A 3,915-nucleotide genomic window follows, 5' to 3' on the forward strand; every position below is an offset into this window, starting at 1 on the left:
GGCCCGATTCGCCCAGAATCGACTCGGCATCCTTGTTCTGTACCTGCGCCAGCAACTGGTCGATCAGTTCATCGGGGAACAGCTTCGGCGCTTTCGGGTTCCTGCTCTTCTTGGTCACTGTTGTTTCGGTCATAGGACGTTATTTCCGTTATCGTCTCATGACCTCGACACACTAAAAATCTGACAGGCTCCCGCCGACCCATGCCCGTGCCCGCCGCCCTCGCGCCGCCACCACCGTTTGCTGACATGAGATTCTGCCCGTCATACAGCAGCGTCGTGTCCACGCCATTCACCGTCGTGCGCGCGAGCCGTCCTTCCGGGTCATACGCCAGCGTCGCGTTCGTGCCCGCACCGCTCGCCGTCTTCAGCCGGTTATCGAGGTCGTACGCATACGTCCACACCCCGTCGCCCGTCAGGTTCCCGTTCGCATCGTGCGTCACGCCTTTACCTGCCGCCGCCGTGTACTGGTTCAGCGCATTCGCCGTATACGCGGTGCTCGCCGCCGCCGGTGTCCACGCATAGCGGCTGTTCGTCACGCCCGCCTGACGGATCTCACCCAGCTGATTACGCGTGAAGCTCGAGAGCCAGTCCTCCGTGCTGCTCGTGAAGCGGTGGTTCAGCGTCGACAGTCCGCCCTGAGCGTCATACGCGAGCTCCGTGCGCGTGCCGTTGCCCAGATCCACCTGCGTACGGCGGTTCAGCGTGTCGTAGCTGTATTTCGCCAGACTCTGCGTGCCGTTCTCGCGCAGTTGCAGCGGACGGCGGTAGCTGTCATACGTCGCCGTCACGTGTTACGCTGTCTGCCGCGTCGCTCGTGTAGCGCAAGGTCCCGAACTTAGCTCCGCCGCAATAAAACGTATCGAAGGACCGCGTCAGCAGCAGCCCTTCAGTTACGTCAAGTTCCGACCAGCTTCTATTCACCGCAGTACATCAAAAGACATCCACCATCGGCGTGGGCTACCAAGCTAATCGGCTTTCTATTTTCCCCATCATCGATTGATATTTGCACTTTGACATCCTGATTTTCAAAGGTCTGAAGCTCCTTGATTAACTGGCGAATTGTTTTGCCTCGATATTTCCACTCTGGAGCCTTTGGAGTGTCGGTTTCCATCTCATTTTCCTATAAGGTTTGTTAATGAAGCATCAAACGTTCCCAAGCGTGTATTCTTGGACCCCAGATTTTGAACGGAATCAGCCATTTTCCAAGCTCCTCCATTGTGTCCGTCAACGTCTCTAGTAATGAAACGCTTTCCATCTTGATAAATTGCTTGACCGTTCACCGTTTCCGAAATTCGCTTGAACCCAAGCGCTTCCGCCGCTGCTGTTGCCTCTTTTGTAGTCTTGAACACCGGACCAGAAACCGCGCGGGCTTCGTTCGCCGCCGTCCCGATGCCCTTGATTGCACCAATTGCGCCTACAGCAGCGGCCTCGACCGGAAGCCCATCCAAAACCCTCGAGGCGGCCTCAGTTACGCCTTCAGACTTGAATCCAGCGACCGAAGCATTCCACCACTTCTCTACTGTTTGCGCCAGATTGCTGCTTGAGCACCCTGCCAGCCCCGTCGGATCGCTGAAGTTAACCGGATTATTCCCCACATACGCATACCAGTTCAGGTCATCGCTGTAGCCCACCGGGTCCGTTTGCAGGAACCGCCCGAGCGTGGGCGAATACATCCGCGCCTTGTAGTAATACAGGCCCAGTGGCGCCAGATTCTGCTGCCCCGTATACCCGAAGCGCGATGCCAGCGTGCCGCTCGTCTCCCCAAACGGCCCATACCCCTGCCCCCCCGTCGTCACCCCATTACCATTCGCCAGCGCCACCACACTGCCCTGCTGGTTCGCATACACCCAGTTCCTTGCATTGGTGCCGGCGCCCTCATACTGCACCAGCGGCGCATCCACCCCAGGCCCGAACACATACCGCCGCGTCAGCGTCCCCGCACCGTCATACTCTGCCGCCAGGTTCTGCCCGTCATACAGCAGCGTCGTGTCCACGCCATTCACCGTCGTGCGCACCAGCCGCCCTTCCGGGTCATACGCCAGCGTCGCGTTCGTGCCCGCACCGCTCGCCGTCCTCAGCCGGTTATCGAGGTCGTACGCATACGTCCACACCCCGTCGCCCGTCAGGTTCCCGTTCGCATCGTGCGTCACGCCTTTACCTGCCGCCGCCGTGTACTGGTTCAGCGCATTCGCCGTATACGCGGTGCTCGCCGCCGCCGGGGTCCACGCATAGCGGCTGTTCGTCACGCCCGCCTGACGGATCTCACCCAGCTGATTACGCGTGAAGCTCGAGAGCCAGTCCTCCGTGCTGCTCGTGAAGCGGTGGTTCAGCGTCGCCAGTCCACCCTGAGCGTCATACGCGAGCTCCGTGCGTGTGCCATTGCCCAGTTCCACCTGCGTACGGCGGTTCAGCGTGTCGTAGCTGTATTTCGCCAGACTCGTCGCACCGTTCTCCAGCAGTTGCACCGGGCGTCTGTAACTGTCGTACGTCGTCGCCACATGAAACCCGTCCGGCCACGCGATATCCGTCACGTTGCCCGCCGCATCATGCGTGTAGCGCAAGGTGCGCCCCGCCCGCAAAGGTGCGCGTCACCAGCCGGTCCAGCGCGTCGAAACCCTGCGTGACCGTCTGCCCGTTGCGCCGGCGCACCGCCGCCCGCTGTATGCGACGACATGACCGCGTCACAGCCACCAACAGCGGGTCATAAGCGGGTGTCCGCCATCCCTGCGGACAGGTGGTACTAACACCTTTGCCACATCCCGACACCACTGCTGCGATGTCTTCGCGCTAATTCGGGCCCCGCGTATCGAACCACCTCGCGAATCACTCCAGCGCCTTGGTGCGAGCGCTGCGGCGCGTGCGCGCAGCCTGTCATCCCCAAGGGCTCCATCATGTCAAACCGATTCGATCCGCAATGAATCAAACTCGATGGCAAGCTCGGCGCCAAGGCTCGAATACATGAACGCAACAGTTGCGCCTTTCCGCATGGACAGCCGCTCGCCCTTGTTCAACGAGGCAATGACGACCTCGTAATTTTTGTCAACCTCCTCAATGATTTTGATGCCGTAAACAATGTTCAACAGACCAAGGTGTTCGAGATTGAAACAGGTCACACCTTCAAACGTCACGTCCACGCGTTCGTTTCCACGATATAAACCAAGGATCAGTTCACGAGGCTCTTCATTCGGTCCGAGGGTTAGGCGGTCTAAATACCAGTCGTGAAATTTATTCCATTTAGCCAACATTGAATTTTCCATTTTCATCACCAAGGAAGTATTGAAACAGGCCACCCGTTGTCACGACTGGTACCTTCCCAATTGTGCGCGTGCGGGTTAGCGTTGCCGTGATGGGCTTCCATATCGATGTCAACCAACGCCGTTCCGTTTGGACCGTACATACGTAGTTGTGGCATCTTGCCCGGCATAGCTGAAGCCCATGATCCCGCGACACCTTCAAACGGCATGCCAGCGACCTGAACCGCAGGCTGACTCACGGCCGCAGTCGCGGGCATGCTGAACCTCGATCCGTCGAGCTTCGGTCCACTAGGTGACGGCTGAGCCACAACATTCGCAGCAGCCGTCGATGAAGTATTCGCAAACGATCCCGACAGCGATGCGATCATCCCGCTCGGATCCGCCAGATTGACCGGATTGTTTTTGACGTATGCGTACAGGTTCAGATCATCAGCGTACCCCACCGGATCGGTCTGCAGGAACCGCCCAAGGTTTGGCGAATACACCCGCGCCTTGTAGTAATACAGGCCCAGTGGCGCCAGGTTCTGCTGCCCCGTGTACCCGAAGCGCGACGCCAGCGTGCCGGTCGTCTCCCCGAACGGCCCATACCCCTGACCACCCGTCGTCACCCCATTGCCATTCGCCAGCGCCACCACACTGCCCTGCTGGTTCGCATACACCC

At 59.3% G+C, this 3,915-nt stretch carries 5 protein-coding genes and 1 pseudogene; all 6 read right to left on the reverse strand.

The genetic code is table 11. The annotated features are described in order from the left end of the window. Positions 1 to 133 (reverse strand): annotated as a pseudogene (locus BX592_RS34815) (IS256 family transposase); the annotation flags it as partial. Further along, positions 69 to 788: a hypothetical protein gene (locus BX592_RS33475; RefSeq protein ID WP_134197612.1), complete on the reverse strand. Its 720-nt coding sequence runs from the start codon at positions 786 to 788 to the stop codon at positions 69 to 71. The pseudogene BX592_RS34815 and the gene BX592_RS33475, both read right to left, overlap by 65 nt. A 125-nt stretch (positions 789 to 913) precedes the next feature. Continuing rightward, a complete protein-coding gene (locus BX592_RS33480) occupies positions 914 to 1,111 on the reverse strand; it encodes a hypothetical protein (RefSeq protein ID WP_134197613.1) in 198 nt (65 codons plus the stop codon). Position 1,112: 1 nt separating this feature from the next. Continuing rightward, on the reverse strand, positions 1,113 to 2,561 hold the full coding sequence (locus BX592_RS33485) for an RHS repeat-associated core domain-containing protein (RefSeq protein ID WP_166676529.1): 1,449 nt from the start codon (positions 2,559 to 2,561) through the stop codon (positions 1,113 to 1,115). A 333-nt stretch (positions 2,562 to 2,894) separates the two neighbouring features. Next, complete coding sequence (locus tag BX592_RS33490) at positions 2,895 to 3,245, reverse strand: hypothetical protein (RefSeq protein WP_243849860.1); 351 nt, start codon at positions 3,243 to 3,245, stop codon at positions 2,895 to 2,897. 17 nt (positions 3,246 to 3,262) lie between these two features. Beyond that, a partial coding sequence (locus BX592_RS33495; RefSeq protein ID WP_134197615.1) for an RHS repeat-associated core domain-containing protein occupies positions 3,263 to 3,915 on the reverse strand: 653 nt, incomplete at its 5' end.

The sequence above is a fragment of the Paraburkholderia rhizosphaerae genome (genome assembly GCF_004366595.1).
Taxonomy (GTDB): domain Bacteria; phylum Pseudomonadota; class Gammaproteobacteria; order Burkholderiales; family Burkholderiaceae; genus Paraburkholderia; species Paraburkholderia rhizosphaerae.